22 protein-coding genes are annotated in these 25,313 nt (G+C 59.7%); 11 read left to right on the forward strand and 11 right to left on the reverse strand.

Going from position 1 to position 25,313, the window contains the following annotated elements; genetic code table 11:
* Positions 1-71: 71 nt before the first annotated feature.
* The 9 genes from bioF (at position 72) to CQ009_RS09350 (ending at position 11,314) form a co-directional block, all read left to right on the forward strand.
* Positions 72-1,250 (forward strand): 8-amino-7-oxononanoate synthase, encoded by a 1,179-nt coding sequence (gene bioF / locus CQ009_RS09310; RefSeq protein ID WP_105705732.1) that lies wholly within the window; start codon positions 72-74, stop codon positions 1,248-1,250.
* Positions 1,243-1,974, forward strand: coding sequence for an alpha/beta fold hydrolase (locus CQ009_RS09315; RefSeq protein WP_105705733.1), 732 nt, complete (start codon positions 1,243-1,245; stop codon positions 1,972-1,974). Before bioF ends, CQ009_RS09315 begins: the two co-directional genes overlap by 8 nt.
* The gene (gene bioC / locus CQ009_RS09320; protein WP_105705735.1) at positions 1,967-2,776 is read left to right on the forward strand and encodes a malonyl-ACP O-methyltransferase BioC; all 810 of its coding nucleotides are present in this window, start codon (positions 1,967-1,969) and stop codon (positions 2,774-2,776) included. Before CQ009_RS09315 ends, bioC begins: the two co-directional genes overlap by 8 nt.
* Positions 2,773-3,453 (forward strand): dethiobiotin synthase, encoded by a 681-nt coding sequence (gene bioD / locus CQ009_RS09325; protein WP_016983173.1) that lies wholly within the window; start codon positions 2,773-2,775, stop codon positions 3,451-3,453. Before bioC ends, bioD begins: the two co-directional genes overlap by 4 nt.
* Before the next feature lie 108 nt (positions 3,454-3,561).
* Positions 3,562-3,858, forward strand: a complete 297-nt coding sequence (locus CQ009_RS09330) for a hypothetical protein (RefSeq protein WP_064388199.1) — start codon at positions 3,562-3,564, stop codon at positions 3,856-3,858.
* Positions 3,859-4,133: 275 nt separating this feature from the next.
* Positions 4,134-5,939, forward strand: a complete 1,806-nt coding sequence (locus CQ009_RS09335; RefSeq protein WP_008085151.1) for a phenylacyl-CoA dehydrogenase — start codon at positions 4,134-4,136, stop codon at positions 5,937-5,939.
* A gap of 192 nt (positions 5,940-6,131) precedes the next feature.
* Positions 6,132-7,421 (forward strand): GGDEF domain-containing protein, encoded by a 1,290-nt coding sequence (locus CQ009_RS09340; protein WP_105705737.1) that lies wholly within the window; start codon positions 6,132-6,134, stop codon positions 7,419-7,421.
* Positions 7,422-7,511: 90 nt separating this feature from the next.
* Positions 7,512-9,308 (forward strand): acyl-CoA dehydrogenase C-terminal domain-containing protein, encoded by a 1,797-nt coding sequence (locus tag CQ009_RS09345; RefSeq protein ID WP_105705739.1) that lies wholly within the window; start codon positions 7,512-7,514, stop codon positions 9,306-9,308.
* Positions 9,309-9,535: 227 nt separating this feature from the next.
* Complete coding sequence (locus CQ009_RS09350; protein ID WP_105705741.1) at positions 9,536-11,314, forward strand: acyl-CoA dehydrogenase C-terminal domain-containing protein; 1,779 nt, start codon at positions 9,536-9,538, stop codon at positions 11,312-11,314.
* 227 nt (positions 11,315-11,541) lie between these two features.
* Here CQ009_RS09350 and CQ009_RS09355 read toward each other — a convergent pair whose 3' ends face one another.
* Positions 11,542-12,456 (reverse strand): LysR family transcriptional regulator, encoded by a 915-nt coding sequence (locus tag CQ009_RS09355; protein WP_105705743.1) that lies wholly within the window; start codon positions 12,454-12,456, stop codon positions 11,542-11,544.
* A 169-nt stretch (positions 12,457-12,625) separates the two neighbouring features.
* On the opposite strand from CQ009_RS09355, the gene CQ009_RS09360 reads away from it, so the two are divergent.
* The gene (locus CQ009_RS09360) at positions 12,626-13,909 is read left to right on the forward strand and encodes an aspartate aminotransferase family protein (RefSeq protein WP_105705745.1); all 1,284 of its coding nucleotides are present in this window, start codon (positions 12,626-12,628) and stop codon (positions 13,907-13,909) included.
* Positions 13,910-14,102: 193 nt separating this feature from the next.
* Positions 14,103-14,261 (forward strand): YqaE/Pmp3 family membrane protein, encoded by a 159-nt coding sequence (locus CQ009_RS09365; protein ID WP_003228885.1) that lies wholly within the window; start codon positions 14,103-14,105, stop codon positions 14,259-14,261.
* Positions 14,262-14,372: 111 nt separating this feature from the next.
* On the opposite strand, the gene CQ009_RS09370 is transcribed toward CQ009_RS09365, so the two are convergent.
* The 10 genes from CQ009_RS09370 to CQ009_RS09415 all read right to left on the reverse strand — a co-directional run bounded on the left by CQ009_RS09370 (position 14,373) and on the right by CQ009_RS09415 (position 25,298).
* A complete protein-coding gene (locus CQ009_RS09370; protein ID WP_105705747.1) occupies positions 14,373-16,184 on the reverse strand; it encodes a S9 family peptidase in 1,812 nt (603 codons plus the stop codon).
* The gene (pqqE, locus tag CQ009_RS09375; protein ID WP_064388212.1) at positions 16,150-17,310 is read right to left on the reverse strand and encodes a pyrroloquinoline quinone biosynthesis protein PqqE; all 1,161 of its coding nucleotides are present in this window, start codon (positions 17,308-17,310) and stop codon (positions 16,150-16,152) included. The genes CQ009_RS09370 and pqqE overlap by 35 nt, the downstream gene beginning before the upstream one ends.
* A complete protein-coding gene (gene pqqD / locus CQ009_RS09380) occupies positions 17,282-17,557 on the reverse strand; it encodes a pyrroloquinoline quinone biosynthesis peptide chaperone PqqD (RefSeq protein WP_105705750.1) in 276 nt (91 codons plus the stop codon). Before pqqD ends, pqqE begins: the two co-directional genes overlap by 29 nt.
* Complete coding sequence (gene pqqC / locus CQ009_RS09385; RefSeq protein WP_105705752.1) at positions 17,554-18,306, reverse strand: pyrroloquinoline-quinone synthase PqqC; 753 nt, start codon at positions 18,304-18,306, stop codon at positions 17,554-17,556. Before pqqC ends, pqqD begins: the two co-directional genes overlap by 4 nt.
* 140 nt (positions 18,307-18,446) lie before the next feature.
* Complete coding sequence (gene pqqB / locus CQ009_RS09390) at positions 18,447-19,358, reverse strand: pyrroloquinoline quinone biosynthesis protein PqqB (RefSeq protein WP_105705754.1); 912 nt, start codon at positions 19,356-19,358, stop codon at positions 18,447-18,449.
* 81 nt (positions 19,359-19,439) lie between these two features.
* On the reverse strand, positions 19,440-19,514 hold the full coding sequence (gene pqqA, locus CQ009_RS09395) for a pyrroloquinoline quinone precursor peptide PqqA (protein WP_003422658.1): 75 nt from the start codon (positions 19,512-19,514) through the stop codon (positions 19,440-19,442).
* 168 nt (positions 19,515-19,682) lie between these two features.
* Positions 19,683-22,085: a pyrroloquinoline quinone biosynthesis protein PqqF gene (gene pqqF, locus CQ009_RS09400; RefSeq protein ID WP_105705756.1), complete on the reverse strand. Its 2,403-nt coding sequence runs from the start codon at positions 22,083-22,085 to the stop codon at positions 19,683-19,685.
* Between the two features lie 38 nt (positions 22,086-22,123).
* Positions 22,124-22,918: a carbon-nitrogen hydrolase family protein gene (locus CQ009_RS09405; protein ID WP_105705759.1), complete on the reverse strand. Its 795-nt coding sequence runs from the start codon at positions 22,916-22,918 to the stop codon at positions 22,124-22,126.
* A 12-nt stretch (positions 22,919-22,930) separates the two neighbouring features.
* Positions 22,931-24,613 carry an NAD(P)/FAD-dependent oxidoreductase gene (locus CQ009_RS09410; protein ID WP_064388224.1) on the reverse strand — a complete coding sequence of 561 codons (1,683 nt, stop codon included), beginning with the start codon at positions 24,611-24,613 and terminating at the stop codon, positions 22,931-22,933.
* A 223-nt stretch (positions 24,614-24,836) separates the two neighbouring features.
* Positions 24,837-25,298 (reverse strand): Lrp/AsnC family transcriptional regulator, encoded by a 462-nt coding sequence (locus CQ009_RS09415; RefSeq protein ID WP_064388226.1) that lies wholly within the window; start codon positions 25,296-25,298, stop codon positions 24,837-24,839.
* Positions 25,299-25,313 lie beyond the last annotated feature (15 nt).

Consider the following 25,313-nt stretch of genomic DNA (forward strand, 5'->3'; position numbering starts at 1 on the left):
TAAAAAACAACATCAAAAGATCGCAGCCTTCGGCAGCTCCTACACAGTCATTTTTCAGATGTGAGGCCTGCATGTCTTTCGATCTCGCCGCACGCCTTGCTGCCCGCCGTGCCGAAAACCTCTATCGCCAGCGCCCGCTGCTTGAGTCCCCGCAGGGGCCCGAAGTGGTGGTCGACGGCAAACCGTTGCTCGCCTTCTGCAACAACGATTACCTGGGCCTGGCCAATCACCCGCAAGTCATCGAAGCCTGGCGTCACGGCGCGCAGCGATGGGGCGTCGGTGGCGGTGCTTCGCACTTGGTGATCGGCCACAGCAGTCCGCATCATGCCCTCGAAGAAGCCTTGGCCGACCTCACCGGTCGCCCGCGTGCGCTGCTGTTCACTACCGGCTACATGGCCAACCTCGGCGCGGTCACTGCGCTGGTCGGGCAGGGCGATACGGTGCTGGAAGACCGCCTCAATCATGCTTCGCTGCTGGATGCCGGTTTGTTGTCCGGTGCGCGTTTCAATCGCTATCTACACAACGACGCGGACAGTCTGGCCAAGCGCCTGGAGAAAGCCACCGGCAACACGCTGGTGGTCACCGACGGCGTGTTCAGCATGGACGGCGATCTGGCCGACCTGCCGGCACTGGCCCGCGAAGCCAAGGCCAAAGGTGCATGGCTGATGGTCGATGACGCTCACGGTTTCGGGCCGCTGGGGGCAAATGGCGGTGGCATCGTCGAGCATTTCGGTTTGAGCCAGGAGGATGTGCCGGTACTGGTCGGCACCCTTGGTAAAGCGTTCGGCACCGCTGGGGCATTTGTCGCTGGCAGCGAGGAGCTGATCGAAAGTCTGGTCCAGTTCGCCCGCCCGTACATCTACACCACCAGCCAGCCGCCGGCGCTCGCGTGTGCAACGCTGAAAAGTCTTGAACTGCTGCGCACCGAGCATTGGCGCCGAGCGCATCTGCAGACGTTGATCCGCCAGTTCCGCCGTGGCGCCGAGCAGATCGGGCTGGAGTTGATGGACAGCTTCACACCGATCCAGCCGATCATGATCGGCGATGCCGGGCGCGCGGTGCGTCTGTCGCAGATGTTGCGCGAGCGTGGGCTGATGGTCACTGCGATTCGCCCGCCGACCGTTCCTGCCGGCAGCGCTCGGCTGCGCGTGACCCTGACCGCTGCTCACAGCGAGGCGCAGGTGCAGCTATTGTTAGAGGGACTGGCTGATTGCTTTGCCCAACTGACGCCGGAGCCAAACCATGCGTAATCGCCTGATTCTGCTGCCCGGCTGGGGCCTCGGTATTTCGCCGATGGAGCCTCTGGCGGCGGCACTGCAGGGGCTCGATGAACATCTCAACGTTGAAATCGAGCCGTTGCCGGAGCTGGATTCCAGCGACCTGCAAGACTGGCTCGACGAACTCGACGAGCGCATTCCTCAGGACGTGTGGCTGGGCGGCTGGTCGCTGGGCGGCATGCTTGCGGCCGAATTGGCGGCACGGCGTGGCGAGCGTTGCTGCGGTTTGCTGACGCTGGCGAGCAATCCTTCCTTTGTTGCTCATGAACATTGGCCGAACGCGATGCCGGGTGAGACCTTCGATGCGTTTCTTGCCGGTTGCCAGGCTGATTCGCGGATGACCCTCAAACGTTTCTCGCTGCTGTGTGCTCAAGGTGCGCAGGATCCGCGCGGCTTGTCGCGATTGATGCTCGGCGGCGTACCGCAGACTACGCCGGCGGCGTTGATGGCGGGACTGGAATTGCTCGCGCAGATCGACACCCGCGAGGCGCTGCAGGCGTTTCGTGGCCCGCAGTTTCATTTGTTCGGCGGGCAGGACGGTCTGGTCCCGGCCGAAGCGGCGGGGGCGTTGTTCGCGCTTTTGCCGGATATCGAAATTGGTCTGATCGAACAGGCCAGTCATGCGTTTCTTCTGGAAGACCCCCACGGACTGGCGGGTGCAATCCAGGCTTTTTTACATGAGTGCGGTGATGACTGATTTGTCTCTTGTGCTGCCTGGCGGCTTGCCTGACAAGCGTCAGGTCGCAGCGTCTTTTTCCCGTGCAGCGGCCAGTTACGACAGCGTCGCCGAGTTGCAACGTGATGTTGGTACACAGTTGATTCAGCGCCTGTCGACGGATTTCGTCCCGGCGCGCTGGCTGGATCTCGGTTGTGGCACGGGTTACTTCACCCGCGCGTTGGCTTCGCGGTTTGCCGAGAGCCACGGTGTGGCGCTGGACATTGCCGAGGGCATGCTCGAGCACGCACGTCCGTTGGGTGGCGCGCAGCATTTCATTGCCGGCGATGCGGAACGGCTGCCGTTACAGGATTCGACCTGCGACCTGATCTTCTCCAGCCTCGCGGTGCAGTGGTGTGCGGATTTCGACGCAGTGCTCAACGAAGCCTTTCGCGTATTGAAACCGGGCGGAATCTTTGCGTTTGCTAGTCTTTGTACAGGGACGTTGTTTGAGCTGCGCGATAGCTGGCGGCAGGTCGACGGGCTGGTGCACGTCAACCGCTTCCGCGAGTTCGCCCGCTATCAGCAACTGTGCACGGCGAGTGGTTTGCGCACGCTGAGTCTAGAGAATCAGGCGCATGTACTGCATTACCCGGATGTGCGCAGTTTGACCCACGAGTTGAAAGCCTTGGGTGCGCACAATCTGAACCCGGGACGGCCGGGCGGTTTGACCGGGCGCGCGCGGATTCTCGGGCTGGTCGAAGCTTACGAGCAGTTCCGTGAGGCGTCGGGATTGCCGGCGACTTATCAGGTGGTCTACGCCGTGTTGGAGAAACCCGTATGAGCGCAGCCTATTTCATTACCGGAACGGACACCGATGTCGGCAAGACCACGGTTGCCGCCGGGTTGCTGCATGCGGCGCGCTCCGCCGGGTTGAGTACAGCGGCGGGCAAACCGGTGGCATCCGGGTGCGAAGTGACGCCCAAGGGGTTGCGCAATGCCGATGCGTTGGCGCTGCTGGCCGAATGTTCGTTGCCGCTGAGTTATCAACAGGTCAATCCGGTGGCGTTCGAACCGGCGATCGCTCCGCATTTGGCGGCGCGAGAGGCGGGCGTGGCTTTGACCGTGCAATCGCTGCTGGCACCGATGCGCGAAATTCTGGCGATGAACGCCGATTTCACTCTGATCGAGGGCGCGGGTGGCTGGCGAGTGCCTTTGGCCGATCAGGATAATCTGTCGGATCTGGCGATTGCGCTGAAGCTGCCGGTGATTCTGGTGGTGGGCGTGCGGTTGGGGTGTATCAGTCATGCCTTGCTGACGGCCGAGGCGATTGCCCGTGATGGTTTGCAACTGGCGGGATGGGTGGCGAATATCATCGACCCGAAGACTTCGCGGCTGGAGGAGAATCTCGCGACGCTGGCTGAGCGGATTCCGGCACCGTGTCTTGGACGCGTGCCTAAACTCAAGGCCTTGAGTGCAGAAGCGGTGGCAGATCATTTACAGCTGGATCTGCTCGACTAAGCTTTTCTCTATGGGCAGGCACTGTGCCATTAGTGTTTTTGACGGGTGTTTTTCTGACGCCTCTGCTTCAATGGCGGTCGTTGATCCTTCCCAAGGATGAGAACTGTTATGGAAATCTCCGGTAACACAGCTTTTTATGCAGGTTTGAGCTCGATCCAGAGCGGTCAGAACCGCGTCGATCAGGCGGCCAGCCAGATAGCCAACAACACCATCGAACGCTCGGTGACCAGCCAGTCGTCCGAAGTGCAAATCGATCGTCTGCGTGGTGTCGATCGTGCCCAGCAATCGGATCTGGCCAGCAATGTGGTCGAGATGTCTCAGGGCAAGATCCAGGCAGAGCTGGGTGTGAAAGTCGCCAAGGCTTCCGATGAAGTGCTCGGTACGATCATCGATACGTTCGCCTGATTTTCTTGTCTTCTGCACGCTGAACGCCGCGACCTTTCGCGGCGTTTTTTGTTGTAAGTCCTTCTCCCTCAACTAATCTTTTTTCAGCGCCCGTGGCTCGTTCGAGTGCATGGCGTTTTGCTGTGTCCGACGTTTTAAAAATCTGATGACGAACGGCAAAAGATCGATGCTTGACAAGATTTCGGCGTAAACGTATGTTTCAAACAACTGTTTGACCGTCACAACAAATCAACACGGTCGTTCATTCCCGGTTACATCAGCAGAGGTTTATCGCTATGCCTGACTACAAGGCCCCCTTGCGTGATATTCGCTTCGTTCGTGACGAGCTGCTCGGCTACGAAGCGCACTATCAGAGCCTTCCGGCTTGCGCAGACGCAACTCCGGACATGGTTGACGCCATTCTCGAAGAAGGCGCCAAGTTTTGTGAGCAGGTACTGGCACCGCTGAACCGCGTGGGCGACCTCGAAGGTTGCACCTGGAGCGAGTCCGGCGTGAAAACCCCGACCGGCTTCAAAGAGGCTTACAAGCAATTCGTCGAAGGCGGCTGGCCGAGCCTCGCTCACGACGTCGAGCACGGCGGTCAAGGCCTGCCTGAGTCGCTGGGTCTGGCAGTGAGCGAAATGGTTGGTGAAGCCAACTGGTCGTGGGGCATGTACCCAGGCCTGTCGCACGGCGCGATGAACACCATCTCCGAGCACGGCACCCCTGAGCAGCAAGAAGCCTATCTGACCAAACTGGTTTCCGGCGAATGGACCGGCACCATGTGCCTGACCGAACCGCACTGCGGCACCGACCTGGGCATGCTGCGTACCAAGGCCGAACCTCAGGCTGATGGTTCCTACAAAGTCTCCGGCACCAAGATCTTCATCTCGGCCGGTGAACACGACATGGCCGACAACATCGTCCACATCGTGCTGGCTCGCCTGCCGGACGCGCCGGCTGGCACCAAAGGCATCTCGCTGTTCATCGTTCCAAAGTTCATGCCGAATGCCGATGGCACTGTCGGTGAGCGCAACGCAGTGACCTGCGGTTCGCTGGAACACAAGATGGGCATCCACGGCAACGCCACTTGCGTGATGAACTTCGACGGCGCTACCGGTTACCTGATCGGCCCGGCGAACAAAGGCCTGAACTGCATGTTCACCTTTATGAACACCGCACGTCTGGGCACCGCGCTGCAAGGTCTGGCCCACGCCGAAATCGGTTTCCAGGGTGGCTTGAAATACGCTCGCGATCGTCTGCAAATGCGCTCCCTGACTGGCCCGAAAGCGCCGGAAAAAGCCGCTGACCCGATCATCGTGCACCCTGACGTACGCCGCATGCTGTTGACCATGAAGGCGTTCGCCGAAGGCAACCGTGCGATGGTGTACTTCACCGCCAAACAGGTCGACATCGTCAAATACGGTGTGGACGAAGAAGAGAAGAAGAAAGCCGACGCACTGCTGGCCTTCATGACTCCGATCGCCAAGGCGTTCATGACCGAAGTCGGTTTCGAATCCGCCAACCACGGCGTGCAGATCTACGGCGGCCACGGCTTCATCGCCGAGTGGGGCATGGAGCAGAACGTTCGCGACAGCCGCATTTCGATGCTGTACGAAGGCACCACCGGTATTCAGGCGCTCGACCTGCTCGGCCGTAAAGTGCTGATGACTCAAGGCGAAGCTCTGAAAGGCTTCACCAAGATCGTCCACAAGTTCTGCCAGAACAACGAAGGCAACGAAGCCGTTGCAGAGTTCGTCGCACCGTTGGCGGCAATCAACAAAGAGTGGGGCGAGCTGACCATGAAGGTCGGTATGGCTGCCATGAAAGATCGCGAAGAAGTCGGCGCGGCCTCCGTGGATTACCTGATGTACTCCGGTTATGCCTGCCTGGCTTACTTCTGGGCCGACATGGCGCGTCTGGCTGCCGAGAAGCTGGCAGAAGGCACTGGCGACGCAGCGTTCTATACCGCCAAGCTGCAAACTGCGCGCTTCTACTTCCAGCGCATCCTGCCGCGTACCCGTACGCACGTGGCCACCATGCTGTCGGGCGCCAACAACCTGATGGACATGAAAGAAGAAGACTTCGCGCTGGGTTACTAAGCTCTAGCGCTGTCTTATGAAAACCGCTGCTCCCGTTAGGGGGCAGCGGTTTTTTTGTTGGCGAATCGCTCAGATAGTCGAGCTTCCGGCCGTTAAAGAGACAGTGTGTGATCTGGATCACATTGTGTGGGCTTGGCTGCACTTTGCAGGCACAATGCCATCTCTTTGCCATGACGGGTCGGAGCTTTACCCTTGCCGCGTTCTTCCGCTGTACGTTTCAGTCATTTCCTACCTTCACTGCTTTTATTACTCGCGGGGTTGGCGGCTGCGTACGTCAAAGACCTCAACGTGTTCTTCACTTCGCTGTTCAATGTGTTGCCGACGTTGGTGCTGTTGTTGGGTGGTGCTTATTGCGCGGTTTACCGCCGTCAGCGTGAACTGTTTCTGATGCTCACGGTGTACATCGCCTACTTTCTCCTCGATACCCAGACCGATTATTACCGTGACAACGGCAAGGTCCGCGAAGACGCTGCGGTAGTGTTTCATCTGGTCTGCCTGTTGCTGCCCTTACTGTTCGGCCTCTTCGCCGCGTGGCAGGAGCGCACGCATCTGTTTCAGGACATGGTGGCGCGGTTTGCCGTTTTACTGGCATTCGGCAGCGTCGCGTTGGGCCTTGAGCAAAGTTATCCCCAGGCGCTGCTGATCTGGCTGTCGGAGATTCGCTGGCCAGCACTGCACGGTGCGTGGATGAGTCTGATCCAACTGTCCTATCCCGTGTTTATCTCGGCATTTCTGTTGCTCGCCTGGCAATACTGGCGCAATCCGCGCCCACTGCACGCGGCGCAACTGGTCGGCTTGCTCGGGGTGTTCTGGATGCTGCCGAAAACCTTCATCCTGCCGTTCACCCTGAACATCATGTGCAGCCAGGTGATGCTGATGATTGCCGCAGCAGTTGCGCATGAGGCATATCAAATGGCCTTCCGCGACGAACTCACCGGTCTGCCGGGCCGCCGCGCACTTAACGAACGCATGCAACGCCTCGGTCGTAACTACGTGTTGGCGATGAGTGACGTCGATCACTTCAAGAAATTCAACGACACCCATGGCCACGATGTCGGTGACCAGGTGCTGCGTCTGGTCGCCAGCAAACTGGCGAAAATCAGCGGTGGCGGTAGGGCGTATCGCTATGGTGGTGAGGAATTCGCCTTGGTGTTTGCAGGCAAAACCCTTGAGGAGTGCATGCCGCATCTGGAAGTGATCCGCGAGTCGATTGCTTCCTACAGCATTCAATTGCGCAATCAGGAAAACCGTCCGCAGGATGATCAACAGGGTCGTCAGCGCCGGGCCGGCTCGGGTGCCTCCAGCGTATCGGTGACGGTGAGCATCGGCGTCGCCGAACGAGTGGAACAGCGCAATCCGGAGCAAGTGCTGAAGTCCGCCGACGAGGCGCTTTACGCCGCTAAGGGCGCGGGGCGTAACTGCGTGGTGGCATACGGACAAAACCGCCGCGGCGCGGTGCGCATGGACACGGCCGCAGGTTGAGTGATGACGGCGCATTCAGCGTCTGCACAGTGATTGTGGGGCGTGGTGGCCAGCAGTAGGTTGGAGAAATCTGCTGACGGAGAAGCCACCATGCCTGAGTACAAAGCTCCCCTGCGCGACATGCGCTTTCTGATCGACCACGTCTTCGACTTTCACAGCAACTACGCCGCCCTCGGCGCCCACGACGCCAGCCCGGACATGATCAACGCGATTCTCGAAGAGGGTGCGAAGTTCTGCGAGAACGTCCTCGCGCCGCTCAATCGCAGCGGTGACGAAGAGGGCTGCCATTTCGACAACGGTGTGGTGACAACGCCTACAGGCTTCAAGCAAGCCTTCGCACAATACGTCGAGGGCGGCTGGCATGGTCTGGCGGCGGATCCGGTGTATGGCGGCCAGGGCTTGCCGAGTTCGCTGGGATTGGTGATCAGCGAAATGGTCGGCTCCAGCAACACCTCCTGGGGCATGTACCCGGGCCTGACCCACGGAGCGATGTCGGCAATCCATGCCCACGGCACTGCCGAGCAAAAAGAAACTTACCTGAGCAAACTCACCGCCGGGCAATGGACCGGCACCATGTGCCTGACCGAAGCCCACTGCGGCACTGACCTGGGCATCATCAAGACCCGCGCCGTGCCTCAGGCTGACGGCAGTTATGCGGTCACCGGCAGCAAGATTTTCATCTCTGCCGGCGAGCACGACATGAGCGACAACATCATCCATCTGGTGTTGGCGAAACTGCCGGACGCGCCGGCAGGGACCAAAGGGATTTCGCTGTTTATCGTGCCGAAGTTCTTGCCGGATGCGGCGGGCGAAGCAGGCGAGCGCAACGGCGTGTCTTGCGGTTCGATCGAGCACAAGATGGGCATCAAAGCGTCGGCCACTTGCGTGCTCAACTTCGACGGCGCCAAGGGCTACCTGATCGGCGAACCGAACAAGGGCCTGAACTGCATGTTCACCATGATGAACCACGCGCGGCTCGGCACCGGCATGCAGGGGTTGTGTCTGGGCGAGGCAAGCTTTCAGGGCGCGATCAAATACGCCAACGACCGCTTGCAGATGCGCTCACTGACTGGCGCCAAAGCCCCGGAAAAAGCGGCCGACCCGATCATCGTCCACCCGGACGTGCGGCGCATGTTGCTGACCATGAAAGCTTTCAACGAAGGCAACCGCGCGTTGACCTACTTCACCGCGCAGTTGCTCGATGTCGCGCATCTGAGCAGCGACGCCGAGGCACGGCAGGAGGCGGAAGACCTGTTGGCGTTCCTCACGCCGATCTGCAAGGCGTTCATGACCGACACCGGGCTGGAAGTGACCAACCACGGCATGCAGGTGTTTGGTGGCCACGGTTTTATTCGCGAGTGGGGCATGGAGCAGTTGGTTCGCGACTGTCGGATTGCACCGATCTACGAAGGCACCAATGGCATTCAGGCGCTGGATCTGCTCGGACGTAAGGTGCTGGGCAGTCAGGGTAAGTTGCTGCGTGGCTTCACCAAAATCGTCCACAAATTCTGCGCAGCCAACGCCGAGCATCCGCAACTGGGCAGTTTCGTTGCGCAACTCAATCAGTTGAACCAGCAGTGGGGCGACCTGACCATGAAGGTCGGCATGGCGGCGATGAAGAATCCGGATGAAGTGGGCGCGGCGTCGGTGGATTACCTGATGTACAGCGGTTACATCATTCTCGGTTATCTGTGGTTGCGCATGGCGTTGGTGGCGCAGGCGCAACTGGAAGCGGGCGAGGGTGAGGCGGATTACCTGCGGGGCAAATTGGCGACGAGCGAGTTTTACTTCAAGCGATTGTTGCCGCGTACGGCGGCGCATCGAGCGGCGATCGAGGCGGGGAGTGATTGTTTGATGAAGTTGCCGGCGGAGGTGTTTGCGCTTTAAGGAAGATCAAAAGATCGTCCGATCGCGGCCCGAGCCTTCGGCAGCTCCTACACGGGATCTAATTTCTCTGTAGGAGCTGCCGAAGGCTGCGATCTTTTTTGTGGTGACTAAAAATAACAAATCAGTCACCGGTTGACCCTATGTGTCGCAAAAGTTGTTGAGGTACACTCCGCCTCAACGAAAACACCATTCCACGAATCACCTGTTTAGATCTTGCGAGGTTTGCCATGGCTGACTACAAAGCGCCGCTGCGCGATATGCGCTTCGTCCTCAATGAAGTGTTCGAAGTCGCCAAACTCTGGGCCGAACTGCCAGCGCTGGCCGAGACCGTCGACGCCGAAACCGTTGAAGCCATTCTCGAAGAGGCCGGCAAGGTCACCAGCAAAAGCATCGCGCCTCTGAGCCGTGCGGCTGACGAAGAAGGTTGTCACTGGTCGGACGGTGCCGTCACCACCCCGGCCGGTTTCCCACAGGCTTATCAGACTTATGCTGAAGGCGGTTGGGTTGGCGTCGGTGGCGATCCGCAATACGGCGGCATGGGCATGCCCAAAGCCGTCTCGGCCCAAGTTGAAGAAATGGTCAACTCTGCCAGCCTGTCCTTCGGTCTGTACCCGATGCTGACCGCTGGCGCCTGCCTGTCGATCAACGCCCACGCCAGCGAAGAGCTGAAAGCCGCCTACTTGCCGAACATGTACGCCGGCGTCTGGGCCGGTTCGATGTGCCTGACCGAGCCGCACGCCGGCACCGACCTGGGGATTATTCGCACCAAGGCCGAGCCTCAGGCCGACGGTTCCTACAAGGTCAGCGGCACCAAGATCTTCATCACCGGTGGCGAACACGACCTTACCGAAAACATCATTCACCTGGTGCTGGCCAAACTGCCAGATGCCCCGGCGGGCCCGAAAGGCATTTCGCTGTTCCTGGTGCCGAAGTTCATGGTCAATGCCGACGGCAGCCTGGGCGCACGCAACCCGGCGAACTGCGGTTCGATCGAACATAAAATGGGCATCCAGGCGTCCGCGACCTGCGTGATGAACTTCGACGAAGCTGTCGGTTATCTGGTCGGCGAGCCAAACAAAGGCTTGGCCGCGATGTTCACCATGATGAACTACGAGCGGCTGGGCGTTGGTATCCAAGGCCTGGCGACTGGTGAGCGTTCGTACCAGAACGCCGTTGAATACGCCCGCGACCGTCTGCAAAGCCGTTCGCCAACCGGCGCGCAGAACAAAGACAAAGTCGCTGACCCGATCATCGTCCACCCGGACGTGCGGCGCATGCTGCTGACCATGAAAGCCTCGAACGAGGGCGGCCGTGCGTTCTCCACCTACGTGGCGATGCAACTCGACACTGCCAAGTTCAGTGAAGACGCTACAACGCGTAAGCGTGCTGAGGATCTGGTTGCTCTGCTGACGCCAGTGGCCAAGGCTTTCCTTACCGATCTGGGTCTGGAAACCACCGTGCACGGCCAGCAGATTTTCGGCGGCCACGGTTACATCCGCGAGTGGGGGCAGGAGCAACTGGTGCGTGACGTGCGCATCACCCAGATCTATGAAGGCACCAACGGCATTCAGGCGCTGGACCTGGTTGGTCGCAAGATCGTCGGCAGCGGCGGCGCGTTCTACAAATTGTTTGCTGACGAGATCCGTCATTTCTCCGCAACGGCCAGTGCCGATCTGGGCGAATTCACCAGACCGTTGAACGACGCTGTCGACACCCTCGACGAACTGACGTCGTGGTTGCTGGATCGGGCGAAAAACAATCCGAACGAAATCGGCGCGGCTTCGGTCGAATATTTGCAAGCGTTCGGTTACACGGCGTACGCCTACATGTGGGCACTGATGGCCAAGGCTTCGCTGGGCAAAGAAACGCAGGACGATTTCTACGCCAGCAAGCTTGGCACTGCGCGCTTCTACTTCGCCCGTCTGCTGCCGCGCATCCACTCGTTGAGCGCCTCAGTGAAGGCCGGTAGCGAGTCGTTGTTCCTGTTGGATGCAGCGCAATTCTGATGCGATAGCGTCATGTAAGCATTCTCTTACATGACGTGCTGCTGTTCTCCCATATGCGTAGATTGGATCCACGGCTAATCTACATTTCATGGACGTCGCGCAGGAAGCGCAAAGCAACAACACGGACACGTAGGATTCTGCCAGGGTGGCGGAGTGAAATGGATGTCAGGGAAACAGTCTGCAAAGCCCCGCTTCGGCGGGGTTTTCTTTTGCCCGCAGAAAAGTGATCAGGCCAGAGGTTCCTGCTCAGGCCTCACTTCGCGCTGTATCACTTCCTCCAGCAATGTCTGCAACAGCGCCAAAGGTGCTTGCTGGCGCTGTACATCACGACAGACCAAACCAACCTTCAGTGGCACCCGTGGTTCGCTCAGCGGTTTCCACAACAGGTCCTGATCGTCGTATTCCTTCTGCGAACGACCCGGCAGCACCGTCGCCAGTTTGGTGTGCGGCAGACTGTCGAGAATCCCCACCATATTATTCAGCTCGGCCTGCACCTGCGGACGTCGCCCAAGGGCAGTGAGTTGTGCCTGCCAGATCTGGCGGATCTGAAACTCTTCGCCCAATAGCAACATCGGCAATTCAGCGGCCTGGCGCATCGAGACTTTCTTGAATTCGCGCAGCGGATGATCCGCCGGGATCACCAGTGTCAGTTCGTCTTCGTAGAGCATCACGCCGTGCAAGCCCGGTTGGCGCGGCGGGAGATAACTGATGCCGATATCCAGGGAGCCATTGAGCAGACGTCGTTCGATCTCAAGCCCGGTCAATTCGTAAATCTGCACCACCAGATGCGGCTGCGCCTTGCGCACCCGCTCGAGCATTTGCGGCACCAGACTGGTGTGCACCGTTTGCAGCACGCCAATCGCCAGCGTGCGCAATGCCTGGCCCTTGAAGTTGCCCAATGCCTCGCGCGCCCGTTGCAGACCATCAAGCAGCGGCAGTGCGTGGTTGTACAACGTATGCGCGGCGAGGGTGGGCAGCAGGCGTTTGCTGCTGCGCTCGAACAGGGTGACGTCAAGGTTCTGTTCGAGCTGGCGAATCTGCTGCGACAGCGCCGGTTGCGAGATCGACAGGCGTTCAGCGGCACGGCCGACATGGCCTTCTTCGTAGACCGCGACGAAATAACGCAGTTGTTTGAAATCCATAAGTAATGCTTATCGAAAATGCTGGGAAATCGAAATGGCCCGAAGGCGTCAGTGAGCCTAGTCTAACCGCATTCACAAGGCTTACAGGGCCAGAAAGCGCGATGAATAGCGTTCGCTTTGATAGTGTTTACATAGGCAGTTCAAAACACCTCAAACGAGGTGTTTTTCAATGAATCTGTTCAGTTTGCGGCGCCAGATGCCGAGTCTTGATGACCTTGCTTTCGAGGCCAATCCTTCTGACCACAGCGAAAATCTCAGCGTCGAGCGCCTGATGCCCAGCGTCGAACGACCGCAACAGGTGTTCGTCCGGGGGCAGGGATCATGGTTGTGGGACAGTAATGACCGCGCTTATCTCGACTTTTCCCAGGCCGGTGGCGCCAATAGCCTTGGCCACAGCCCCTCGGCGTTGGTCAAAGCCATCAGCAGTCAGGCGCAAGCACTGATCAACCCCGGTTTCAATCTGCATAATCGCGGCATGCTCAACCTCGCCGAGCGTCTGTGCGCCGCTACCGCCAGCGATCAGGCGTACTTGCTCAATAGCGGCAGCGAAGCCTGTGAAGCGGCAATCAAACTGGCGCGCAAATGGGGCCAACTGCATCGCGGCGGCGCCTCGCGGATTATTGTCGCGAAGCAGGGGTGTCATGGCCGTAGTCTGGCGACGATTTCTGCCTCGGACAGTTGCAACCTGCACAACCGTTTCGCGCCGCTGTTGCCAGGTTTCGATCAGGTGCCATTCAACGACTTGCCGGCGCTGCATGCGGCGGTCGATGCGCAAACCGTGGCAATCATGCTTGAACCGATCCAGAGTGATGCCGGGGTTGTGCCGGCCACCGAACATTACCTCAAAGGTGTCGAGCGGCTGTGCCGAGAACTGGGCATTCTGCTGATCCTCGACGAAGTGCAAACGGGCATCGGCCGCTGCGGATCCTTGCTCGCCGAACAATCCTACGGCGTGCGCGCCGATATCGTCGTGCTCGGTAAAGGGCTTGGCGGCGGCGTGCCCTTGGCAGCGCTGCTGGCGCGGGGCAAGGCCTGCTGTTTCGAGCCGGGCGAACTCGGTGGTACGCATCACGGCAACGCACTGATGACAGCCGCCGGTCTGGTGGTGCTCGACAGCGTGCACGACCGCAGCTTTCTCCAGCAGGTCAACGACAACGGTCAGCACCTGCGCGAGGGTCTGGCTCGATTGGCGCACCGCTACGACCACGGCGAACTGCGCGGCCAAGGCCTGTTCTACGGACTGACCCTGTCAGACGATTCCGCCGAAGCCGTGGTCCACGCCGCCCTCCACGAAGGCCTGCTGCTCAACGCCCCGCAAGCCAACTGCCTGCGCTTCACCCCGGCCCTCACCGTCAGCAAAGCCAACATCGACGAAATGCTCCTGCGCCTGGGCCGCGCGTTCTCGCGAGTGCGCACCGCACAACTGCGATGCCGCAAAGGGATTGCCGTCTGAGCTGAAGTTTCCTACCTGATTTCCAGAACCGTCTCGCGGTATAACGCACGCCCCACGCCTGATTCTTTTGGCGTGGGGCGTTTTTTTTGAGGTGGTGGCGATCAAATGGCAGTTGCACTGAACCCTGACGAACGGCGCAGGTCGATTAGCTTGTATGGCTCAAGTGAGCCAACCCCCATACAGGAGCTGCCCCATGGATTTCATTCGCATCATCATCGCTATTCTGTTGCCACCACTGGGTGTGTTTCTGCAGGTCGGGTTTGGCGGGGCGTTCTGGTTGAACATTCTGCTGACGTTGTGCGGGTATATTCCGGGGATCGTGCATGCGGTGTACATCATCGCCAAGCGCTGAGTCAGCGGCATAAACCTGTAGGAGTTGCGGCACGCTGCGATCTTTTGATTTTAATTCGAGGATCAGGATCAAAAGATCGCAGCGTGCCGCAGCTCCTACAGGGAGAGGGTTTCAGTCTGTAAATCCCATCACCCGTCGATAGAATTTCCACTCCTGTTCCAGCGCATGCGCCTGATTGGTCGCGCGGCGAAAGCCGTGGCGTTCGTCGGGGTAGTAATGGGCTTCGACCGGGATGCCGTTCTGCTCCAGGGCCGTGACCATGTCGCGAGTCTGTTGCGGGACAACCACAGCGTCCAGTTCACCCTGAAAGAAAATCACCGGCACGCGGATGTTGCTCGCGTGCAGTAACGGCGTGCGGGCAGCGTAGCGTTCGGCGTCCTGTTCGGGATCGCCGATCAGCCAGTCCAGATAATCCCCCTCGAACTTGTGCGTCGCCCGAGCCAACGCTACCGGGTCACTGACACCGTAAAGGCTGGCGCCGGCGCGGAAGACCTGCTTGAACGCCAGCGCACACAACGTTGTGTAACCGCCTGCGCTGCCGCCCCGAATGAACGCGCGATCACCGTCGATCAAACCCTGCTCGGCCAGATAACTCACCACCGCGCAAGCATCCTCGACATCCACCTCACCCCAGCTCAGGTACAAGGCCTGGCGATATTCCCGGCCATATCCACTGCTGCCGCGATAGTTGAGATCAGCAACGGCGAAGCCACGTTGCGTCCAGTACTGAATGCGCGGATCAAGCATCGGGTAGCAGGCCGATGTCGGGCCACCGTGGATGAACACCACCAGCGGCGGTTTTGCCTCGCCGCTCATGGCTGGATAAAAGAACCCGTGAGCTTGGCCTGAACCACTTGGGTAGCGCAGTGTTTGCGGACGACTGATGCGTTCAGCAGGCAAGGGCGCCACGCCACCCACCAGCACGTTCACTTCTCGCGTGGTTCGATCAATGGCGATGACCGCCGAAGGACTGATCGGTGAGGCGGCGATGCAGTAGATAAGTCGCTCATCCACAGCGAGATGACGGAAGCGGCTGTAGTCACCCGTGAAATCTTCGTCACCGAGCGTCAGGCGGCCAAAACCACCTTCGCTCCAGCTCGCCAAATACGAATTATCAACAGGCAGCCAAGTGCAGCCGCCCAGTTGCCACGGTGCTGGCGCGTGATCGGCTTGTGCAGCAGGCAATGGTTCCAAACCGTCGGAAGTCTCAGCCCACGGCTGCCAGAATCCACCACGATCGGTCAGGCAATACAGGCGATTTTCGGCATCGAATCGCGGTTGTTGGATGGACTCTTCAAACTCGGCGCCGGCAACGCATCGCGGCGAACCAAATGCCCCGTCAGTCAATCGCTCAGCCACCATCAACCGAGTCGACGTCCATGGCTGATGCGGGCGACTCCACTCGATCCACGCTAAACGCTGGCCATCCACACTAAGGATTGGCGCCGCATAAAAATCCGCGCCTTCAGCCAATGAATGCCGCGTCCCGTCAGCCAGATCGATTGCTACGAGCCGATGCTGATCTTGCTGTTCTTCGACCGCCAGCACTTGGCCGAACGCAAAATGCAGATCGCCAAACCGACACTCGCCCGACGTCAGCGCCTCAGGTGCTCCATCCAGCGTCTGCCGATACAGCTGCTGATCCGCCTCCGCGACGAAAACCACCCCATCCGGCGTCAGACAAAACGCGCCACCGCCATATTCGTACACCCGACTGCGGACACTGAAGCCGTTCGGCGTCAGACATTTCGCCACGCCGTCGCGCCAGTGCCAGATCCGGCACGCGGCATCTTCCGGGCGATATTCATTCCAGAACAACCCGTTGGCGCCGAGCTGAAGTTCGGCGAAGTCCATGCCGGCAGCGACGGCTTGCGAAGCGCTGAAAGGCTCAGCCCTTGGCGATGAGGCGCGAGTTTCGTTCATTGCGGAAGGCCAGTTGTTCGATGGTTTGGGTGGCGGTCTCGGCTTCTTCGCGGGCCTTGAGGATCACGCCGTGATGTTCGGATTTGCTGCACACAGGGTCAGCGTTGCTCGCATCACCGGTGAGCATGAATGCCTGGCAGCGGCAGCCGCCGAAGTCTTTTTCTTTCTCGTCGCAGGAGCGGCACGGCTCCGGCATCCAGTCGTAACCGCGAAAGCGATTGAAGCCAAACGAGTCGTACCAGATGTGCTGCATGCTGTGATCGCGCACATTGGGAAATTGTACCGGCATCTGTCGGGCGCCATGGCAGGGCAGGGCGGTGCCGTCCGGAGTGACCGTCAGAAAGATGCTGCCCCAGCCGTTCATGCAGGCTTTCGGGCGTTCTTCGTAGTAATCCGGGGTGACGAAAATCAGCTTGCACGGATGCCCTTCGGCTTCCAGCTTCGCCCGATATTCATTGGTGATGCGTTCGGCGCGCACCAATTGCTCTTTGGTCGGCAGCAGGCCGACACGATTGAGCTGCGCCCAACCGTAAAACTGGCAAGTGGCGAGTTCAACAAAGTCGGCCTCAAGCGCAATGCACAGTTCGATGATGCGGTCGATCTTGTCGATGTTGTGCCGATGGGTGACGAAGTTCAGCACCATCGGATAACCGTGGGCCTTCACCGCGCGGGCCATTTCCAGCTTCTGCGCGAAAGCCTTTTTCGAGCCAGCGAGCAGGTTGTTCACTTGCTCGTCGCTGGCCTGGAAACTGATCTGGATGTGATCGAGACCAGCCTTCTTGAAGTCGCTGATTTTTTGCTCAGTCAGGCCGATGCCGGAAGTGATCAGGTTGGTGTAAAAACCCAACTGCCGCGCTTCATGAATCAGCTCGGCGAGATCCTGCCGCACCAGCGGTTCACCACCGGAAAAGCCCAGTTGCGCCGCGCCCATCTCCCGCGCTTCGCGAAAGACTTTGATCCACTGCTCGGTGCTCAGCTCTTTGCCCTGCTCGGCGAAATCCAGTGGATTGGAGCAGTACGGGCATTGCAGCGGGCAGCGATACGTCAGCTCGGCGAGCAGCCACAGCGGCAGGCCGATTTCAGGTTTTGCCGGCAGATCAGCCAAGGGTGATCCAGTGCTGCGCACGGGCAACCTCCATGAATTGCTCGATGTCGTCACCGAGCTCGGGCACGCCGGGGAACTGCTCATCGAGCTTGGCAATGATCGCCGCAACATCACGTTCGCCGTCAATCAAGCCGCCGATCAACGCAGCGGTTTCATTGAGCTTGATCATGCCTTCCGGATAGAGCAGCACGTGACCTTTCTGCGCCGGTTCGTACTGGAAGCGGTAGCCAGGGCGCCAGCTCGGGACTTTGCTGCGGTCGAAACTCATAAGGTGATTCCTTTATGCCAGACCCGTTGTTCGGTCACGCTGTGATACGGCGGGCGGTTCAGTTCGTAGGCCATGCTCATGGCATCGAGCATGCTCCAAAGAATGTCCAGTTTGAACTGGAGAATTTCCAGCATGCGCTCCTGACCTTCGCGAGTCTTGTAGTGCTCCAGCGTGATCGCCAGACCATGCTCGACATCACGCCGCGCCTGACCGAGGCGGGTGCGGAAGTATTCGTAACCGGCCGGATCGATCCACGGGTAATGCTGCGGCCAGCTGTCGAGGCGCGACTGGTGGATCTGCGGCGCGAACAGCTCGGTCAACGAACTGCTGGCGGCTTCCTGCCAACTGGCGCGGCGGGCGAAGTTGACGTAGGCGTCGACGGCAAAGCGTACGCCGGGCAATACCAGTTCCTGGGAACGCAGTTGATCCGGGTCGAGACCGACCGCTTGACCGAGACGCAGCCAGGCTTCGATACCGCCGTCTTCGCCGGGGGCGCCGTCGTGGTCGAGCAGGCGCTGAATCCATTCGCGGCGGATTTCCCGATCCGGGCAATTGGCGAGGATCGCCGCGTCTTTCAGGGGGATGTTCACCTGATAGTAAAAGCGGTTGGCGACCCAGCCCTGAATCTGCTCGCGCGTGGCGCGGCCTTGGTACATCGCCACGTGATACGGGTGGTGGATGTGGTAGTAGGCGCCTTTGGCGCGCAGGGCCGCTTCGAATTCGGCGGGGGACAGCGGGGAGTCGGTCATTGCGGTTCTCCGGGGAACAACCCTAGAAATATCTGGTGTCTGTGCCGGCCTTATCGCGAGCAGGCTCACTCCTACAGGTGATCGCATTCCAATGTAGGAGTGAGCCTGCTCGCGATAGACCGCGCAGCGTTCTCAAATGCTTACAGCACAATACTCATGCCATCGAACGCCACTTCAACATCACGCCGCGCCAACTCCGCACGCTCCGGCGAATCCTCATCGAGAATCGGGTTGGTGTTGTTGATGTGGATAAGCACTTTGCGCTGCTCCGGCAACTGCTCCAGCACTTCCAGCATGCCGCCAGGTCCGTTCTGCGCCAGATGGCCCATCTCGCGACCGGTGCGGGTGCCAACACCACGACGCTGCATCTCATCGTCATCCCACATCGTGCCGTCGACCAACAGGCAATCGCTGCCGGCCATGATTTCCAGCAACGGCGCATCGACCTTGCCCAGACCCGGCGCGTAGAACAGTTTGCCGCCGGTCTTCAGGTCTTCAACGATCAAGCCAATGTTGTCGCCCGGATGCGGATCGAAGCGGTGCGGCGAGTACGGTGGCGCGGCGCTGCGCAATGGCAGCGGGGTGAAACGCAGGTTCGGGCACGCGGCCACGGTGAAACTCTGGTCGAGTTCGATGCGGTTCCAGTCAAGCCCGCCGTTCCAGTGCGTGAGCATCTTGAACAGCGGAAAACCGGTGCTGAGGTCTTCGTGAACCATGTCCGTGCACCAGACCTGATGCGGGCAACCTTCGCGCAGGCTGAGCAGACCGGTGGTGTGGTCGATCTGGCTGTCCATCAGGATGATCGCGCTGATGCCGGTGTCACGCAGGGCGCGACCCGGTTGCATCGGGGCGAAGCTTTGCAGCTGCGCGCGGATGTCCGGCGAGGCGTTGCACAGCACCCAGTTCACGCCGTCATCGGAAATCGCGATGGACGATTGGGTACGGGCCTTGGCATTCAGGCTGCCGTCGCGAAAACCTGCGCAGTTGACGCAGTTGCAGTTCCACTGCGGAAAACCGCCGCCAGCGGCCGAACCCAGAATCTGGACGAACATGAACACTCCATCATTTCAACGCGGAAAATAAAACGCCCCGGCGAGCCGAGGCGTTGCACTGCAATTCTACGTAAGCAGAACTCAGCGGCTGGCGAAGTACATGGTGACTTCGAAGCCGATACGCAGGTCGGTGTAAGCTGGTTTTGTCCAGGACATGGGTGTCTCCTTCAGGGTTGGTGGGATAGCGCTGTCCATAGTTATAGTCCACGGCAGTGCATAGATGTTCCAAATAGTTAGGCTGCTATGTTACTCAAAATTTCCGGGTAAATGCCCATGAATCTTTGAGAAAGCTCCTTGCAGCCTCGGTAATGATCAATTTGCCGCTCACCACGGGGTTTCGGGCGCTGGATCGCTGGCGAGGCAGAGCCAGCCGCCCTCTGCGTCGATCAAGCGCTGCGCTGCGTTGAGCAGTGTCTGGCGATTCAGTTGGCCGATGGCGGCTATCAGTTGCTCAAGATAATCCGACGAGTGGCCCGCGAGTCTGGCCTGCCACAACAGTTCGGCGGCGTCTTTGTCCGCCAGGGTGGCAGCATCGAATTGATTGGCGAGGTTTTGCCGGTGCCGGTCGAGACTGGCGTCATCAAGCTGTTCGATCAAAGCGGGAACGCCTTTGAGGAACTGTTGAATGTGTTCGAGCAACTCCGCGGGTTTGGCACTTGGCGATTGCACGCCAAATAAAAGGCCGGTTTGTCCCTGAACCTGGCGAAGGGCACTGAACACCGCGTAACCCAATTGCAATTCGACTCGCAGGCGCTGATAGAACGGCGTCTGGCAAAGCTGCGCGAGCAGGCGCCATGCGGCTTCGTCGGCAATGTCGCCGCTGGCGGTTGGGCAGAACAGCAGCAAGGCATGTTCGCTGGAGGCGGTGTCGATGTGGCGCCACTGTTTTTGCGCGGTGAGCGCCGTCGGCGCGGGCAACTGATTGTCCGGAATGCCGGGAATACGGCTCAGCGCCAGGCCCATGGCAGATTGCGTTTGTTGGTTCAGACCCAGCGCGAGTCCGTCCCAGCGCGAAGTTGTCCACAGCTGTTTGGCATCGTCACCGGTTTTGGCGAATTGCAGAACCCGTTCCGGCAGCACTTCAAGCAATTGGCGAATGGGGATCAGCGGCGTTTTAGGCGCAGTAAGCGGCGAATCCGCCTCAACTTGCGTAAGACATTTCAGCGCGTGCTCAAGGACGCTGGGCATTGGCTCCTGCAGGCCGGTCAGTTTCAATAGCCATTGATTGCCCGTGGCGCTGAAAGACAAGTCAACGCCGGCCTCGCGCGCGTCCTGCTGCGTTTGCCAGAGACTACGCTGCAACCGCGATTGCAGATCTGCGCTGGCGGCGGCCTCCACCTGCCAGCGTAGATAAATCGCGCCTTCATCGCCGCCGTCCGGCAACGCCTGGCTGAACTGCATCGGTGAGCGTTCGCGCCGGCCGCGCGAGCGATCCTGAGCAAACGTGCGCAGGCCACGGTGGGCGCTGGTCTGGCCGCGAATCAGTCCGGCGTTGGCCAACGGTTCGCCGGTTCGCAGAAAAGGATTGGCGGCGGGCAGGTGCCATTGGTTGGCGAAGTTATCCACAGTGCCGATTTCACGGAGGATCTGCGTGAGGGCTGCTACGCCCGCCTCGGACAGGCCATTATCCAGCTGTTCGCTGTCGAGTCGCGCCAGTTGCAGTGCGCCGCTGACTTGCTGATGCCGCTGAAGCAACGCCGCGTATTCTTTGCGCAATGGTGTCCAATCCTGCTGAGCAAAGAAGCTCAGCCAATCCAGCAGTTGTTCGCGAATGGCGTTTAACGGCTCGGAGGGGGCGGTGAGTTCCAGATGCAACAACGCTTGCCCGGCAAACTGATAAACCGGCGTGGCTTTCAACCCATCCGCCAGTTGTTGTTGCTGCAAATACGCCAGCAGTCCGCCGGGCTTGGCGCTGCTTAGCCAATGGCAGAGAAACGCCAAAGCTTCGACAGATGACTCAGGCAAAGCATCAAGCGCGAATAAAAGATTGCCGCGTCTCTCAGCGACCTGTTGATAACTTTTCACCGCCAGCGGCAGGGGCGCGGCCTGCGCAACTTTATCCCCAACCGGCAACTTGGACGCGAATGACTCAGCCAGCGCTTTGAGTTCTTCAAGACTTTGCGGGCCCGTCAGACTCAAGGTCATTTGCCCGGTCTGATAAAACTGTTGGTGGAAATCTTTCAACGCCTGCTGAAACGCCGGATCTTCCACGCTCAGGCTTTCCCGGTTACCCGCATGAAATCCGCGCAGCGGATGCTCTGCCGGTAAACCTTCGTACAAGGAAAACTGCTGCTGCGCTGCAGGATCCTGCGACCAGGCGACAAATTCCGCCTGCAACACTTCGCGTTCCCGCAACTGATCGTGCAGATTCATACGCGGCTTGGCGAGCATGTCTGACAGACGTTCCAGCCCAGCGCTGAACGAACGTGTTGGCAACTCAAAGAAAAAATCTGTAGTACGTTCGCGGGTGCTGGCATTCACTTGGCCACCGTGACCTTGCACATAGGCCATCAGCCCTTCGCCCGCAGGAAAACGCTCAGTGCCGAGAAACAACAAATGCTCGAGAAAATGCGCCAGCCCCGGCCACGCCAATGGCACGTCATGGCTACCTGCAGCTACGCGCAACGCGGCGGCGCTGCGCTTCAGACCGGGCACATGACGCAGGGTCACACGCAAGCCGTTGGCCAGGGTTTCAGTGTGGGGGCGGGGGTGAGTCAGCGCAGGCATGGGCACTTCCAGAACAGTGAAGTGCCAATGCTAGCGGATTAACGCTGGTTGAGCGCGCCGTAAAGCTCGGGGCGGCGATCGCTGAGGTAGCGATTGGCCGCGCGCGAGTCGAGCATCAACTGTCGATCCAGTTCGCCGATGATCAGCGCTTCGTCGAGTCCGGCCTGGGCAATACGGCTGCCGTCCGGCGCGGCGAGGCTGCTTTGCCCGCAATAATGGATCTCGCCTTCGCTGCCGCAATAGTTGGCGTAAGCCACGTAGCACTGGTTTTCGAAGGCACGCGAACGCACCGTGACGTCGGCGACGAAATCGAATGGGATCATGTTCGCCGTCGGCACCAGAATCAGCTCGGCGCCGGCGAGCGCCAGAAGTCGGGTGTTTTCCGGGAATTCCAGGTCGTAGCAGATCAGGAAACCCAGCTTCCAGCCGTTGAGCTCGACGATGGGGAAGTCATCATCGCCGGGACTGAACATCGAGCGATCCAGATCACCGAACAGATGCGTTTTGCGGTAGTTGCACAGGCGCTCACCGCTCGAATCGATCAGCTGCACGGCGTTGTAGATCTGCCCGTCGGCAGTGCGCTCCGGATAGCCGTAAACAATCGCCAAACCTGCGGCTTTGGCGATTCGTCCGATCTGCTGCGCCCATTCACCGTTGTAGACCTCGGCCAATGTGCTGACCGCTTCGGCGCCAATGTTGTAGCCGGTCATGAACATCTCCGGCAGCACCAGCAGGTCAGCGCCCTTGGCCTCCATCGCCACTTGATGCAGGCGTTGCAGGTTGGTGGCGGGGTCCAGGGGCAGCGGCGGGCATTGGTAAAGGGCTACACGCATCAGGGATTCCTCTTACTCGGGCAGGGCGATAGGGCCGATGTCTTTGAACACATCACCCGGGCCAGGGTTCGCTTTATGTGTCGAACCACCGAAATGCTTCATGATCCCCCACACCGCGTTGAGCGAGGTCTGCACTGCGCCTTCGACCCAGGCTGGCGTCCACGACACGTCGTCGCCGGCGATGAAAATCCCGCGCTGCTCGGCCGGCATCTCGTCCTGCATGAAGTGCGCGTACATGCGCTGGTTGTAGCGATAGTGGCCGGGCAGGGCGCCCTTGAACGCACCGAGGAAGTAAGGATCGGCTTCCCAGGAAACGGTGATCGGATCGCCGATGATCCGCGCGGCGATGTCGACTTTCGGATAGATCTTTTTCAATGCATTCAACGCCAGCTCCACGCGTTTCTCCACCGGATGCGGCAGCATCTTCAGCGCATCGCTCATCCACGAGTACGACAGGCAGATCACCCCCGGTTTGTCGTCGCCGTTGTCGAACAGGTAAGTGCCACGGGTCAGGCGATCAGTGAGGGTCATGCTCATCAAATCGCGGCCGGTTTCCGGATCCTTGTCCTTCCAGAACGGCCGGTCGACCATCACAAAGGTTTTCGACGACTGCATGTAGCGGGTGCGGTCGAGGGCCATCCACATCTTCTGCGAGAACAGGCTTTCGTCGCATTCGATCTGCGTGGTCAGCAGCCAGCTCTGGCAAGTGGTCAGCACAGCGGCGTATTCGCGGGTGTCGCCGTTGTTGTCGGTGACCGCGAAACGGCCATCCGGCGCGTGGGCGATTTTCTTCACGCCGGAACGCGGCGCACCACGGTGCAGGGATTTCAGGCTGGTGCCCTCCGGCCAGTGCACGCAGCGCTCCGGCACATGCCGCCAGATGCCTTGCGGCACTTGCTCAACGCCGCCGACCACCAAGTGTTGGTGATCGTCACAGTTGGTCATCACCACGCGGAAGATTTCCAGCATCGAGTTCGGGAAGTCCGAGTCCCAGCCGCCGGTGCCGAAACCGACCTGACCAAACACTTCGCGGTGATGGAACGACAGTTTGGCAAAGGCTTCCGAGGTGGCGACGAAGTCATAGAACGTGCGGTCGTCCCACAGCGGCACCAAGGTATTCCACAGCTCTTTCAGACGGGGCACATCGCGATCGCGGATGGCTTGCTGGATATCGGCGAACTGCGAACCGGCCTCCAGCGCATCCGCCCAGGCGTCAGCCACTTCCTGGAACAATGCAGGAAGATCCGCCAGTTTCTGTGCGTAATGGGTTTTGCCTTCCAGATCGATCACGGTGCTGCCGGAGGCTGGCGTCAGCGGGTTCGGGAAAGGTTTGGTTTCCAGGCCGAGCTTGTCGACGTAGTGATAGAACGCGGTGGAAGACACCGGGAAACGCATGCCGCCGAGTTCAGCGACGATGCCGTCAGTGCCGTTGAACGCTTGCGAGCGCAAACGACCGCCAAGCTTCGACGCCTCATAAACCACCGGTTTCAGGCCGAGCTTCATCAACTCGTAAGCCGCCACCAGACCGGCAATGCCCGCGCCGACAATCGCCACTTCAGCGCCGTGATTGTGCTCAGGAATGCTGCCGAGACCGGCCGGGTGTTCGATCCAGTCGTCGAACGCGAACGGAAAGTCCGGGCCGAAAATGGTAACTGGTTTCTTACCGTCTGCAGGATGGCGATTGTTCTTGTTCATGGCTGACCTTGCTGGCGACCCGACGCAGGATGCGCGTCTGAGTATAGGAAAAGATGCCAGCCATTCTAGGGAGCGTGGAACACGTTAATAAGACGCAAATTGTCGTCGTTTTGCCAGATTAGCGATCAATATGACGAGCAGCGAATACACACCGACCAAAATGTGGGAGCGAGCCTGCTCGCGAAGAGGCTCTGAAATTCACCCGAGAAGCTCGATCAAAACTTTAAACCGGCTGCCCCCGATCAATCTTGCTACTCAAAATGATCGAAGTGGTGGTCTTCTCCACCCCATCCACGCTGCCAATCTGATCCAGCAGTTGATCCAACTGCTCCGGCGAATCGGTACGCAACCACGCCACATAATCAAACTCGCCACTCACCGCACACAACTGCTGCACTTGGGCCATCGCACTCAACCGGCGCACCACCTCCTTGCCAGAACGCGGCTGTACCTTGATCCCGACGTAGGCCTGCAAGCCGCCATCGACCACCCGCTGACCCAAGCGCACGCCATAACCGGTGATCACCTTGGCTTTTTCCAGACGCGCCAATCGCGACGTCACTGTGGTGCGCGCAATGCCCAATTGGCGGGCAAGCATTGCCACGCTCTCGCGAGCGTTGATTTGCAGGGCGGCGATTAGCTGCCGGTCGATTTCATCAAGCACGGGCGGGCGGGTGTCTGGCAAGGGGGCGGTTCCATG

This window comes from Pseudomonas sp. MYb2 (assembly GCF_002979955.1).
Lineage (GTDB): Bacteria > Pseudomonadota > Gammaproteobacteria > Pseudomonadales > Pseudomonadaceae > Aquipseudomonas.